Annotated in this window: 2 protein-coding genes; both read right to left on the bottom strand. The window is 32.7% G+C overall.

Annotated features, from left to right (window positions below; all coding sequences use genetic code 11):
* Window positions 1–69 precede the first annotated feature (69 nt).
* Window positions 70–309: a hypothetical protein gene (locus IX84_RS30200; RefSeq protein ID WP_044230325.1), complete on the bottom strand. Its 240-nt coding sequence runs from the start codon at window positions 307–309 to the stop codon at window positions 70–72.
* Window positions 310–313: 4 nt separating this feature from the next.
* On the bottom strand, window positions 314–988 hold the full coding sequence (locus IX84_RS31780) for a hypothetical protein (RefSeq protein WP_052516533.1): 675 nt from the start codon (window positions 986–988) through the stop codon (window positions 314–316).
* Window positions 989–1,015 lie beyond the last annotated feature (27 nt).

Genomic DNA, 1,015 nt, shown 5'->3' with positions numbered 1-1,015 from the left:
AACGGGAACGTGCAGCCGCAGTACGCAGCGTAGCGGAGTATTGTCGGCTGCACTGTGTTGTAGGCCGTTTCAAAATTCGTCATAAATCTCTAAAATCGACTTAACAATTTTAATTAAATCCTCTTTGCTTTTTATTGGAATTTCAGCACCTCTGTGTAAAGACTTAGATTCTGAATTTCTATAAGCTTGAATTCTTAACACATCAGATTCTGGCCAATCTTTTGAAGAGTCTCTTTCATTTTGTTTTACAATCGTAAATCTGATATTTTCAAATTCAACGTACTTATTTCCTGCTCCATCGGTTAGCATAATTTCAGTTTTTATGAAAGTTAGAATTCTTTAAATAGCCTAAGCTAATATTTTTTGAAAATTTAGCGTGTAACTCCCTAATTGTTCCAAACTTACTCTTGAAGTCATGTTCATTCTCTATATTCAATTTTTCTCGCAACTCTTCATATATATTTTTACTTAGATTTTTTTGTAGTGAAGAGTTCCCATTCAGGAACCTATCCGCTTTGATAAAATCTTCTTTTCTGTATAACAGAAGCTTCTTTTCTTTTTTACTTTCAGCTTCTTCCAAATCAGCCAAAACAAGATTCACATAATCTTTTAATAGCTGCTTCTTTCTTGCGGCATTTGACCCTCCATCCCAAAGGTGAAATTTAAATTCATATATTCTCTTATCAGTTTCGAGATCATATTTACCTTTTGATGTATTTGGACCAAGTGATATTGATTCAATTTTTTCGTCTTCTTCTAACAAGTCAGGGATAGAAATTAAAATACCGTATGCATGTATTAGATCACTTATCCTATTAAAGAATTTCCGGTATAAGATAGCTGTTTCAAAAACCTCTTCGATTTCTGTAATTAAAGTCAAGTCAACTTTTTCACCCTGAAGCAAACTAGTTTCGTTTTCAGAAATCAATTGGTCGATTTTGGCAATATTAGAAATTAACTTTTTTGCTGATTTAGGTTCTATGATCATCTTTTAAATTTATGGCCTACAACGGCC

The sequence above is a fragment of the Phaeodactylibacter xiamenensis genome, assembly GCF_000759025.1.
Classification (GTDB): domain Bacteria; phylum Bacteroidota; class Bacteroidia; order Chitinophagales; family Saprospiraceae; genus Phaeodactylibacter; species Phaeodactylibacter xiamenensis.
This window is presented reverse-complemented; position numbering and strand designations above follow the sequence as displayed.

What these genes read in the sequence shown, in the direction of transcription:
- IX84_RS31780 (WP_052516533.1), bottom strand. Translation starts at nt 988, where the DNA reads ATGATCATAGAACCTAAATCAGCAAAAAAGTTAATTTCTAATATTGCC.
- IX84_RS30200 (WP_044230325.1), bottom strand. Translation starts at nt 309, where the DNA reads ATGCTAACCGATGGAGCAGGAAATAAGTACGTTGAATTTGAAAATATC.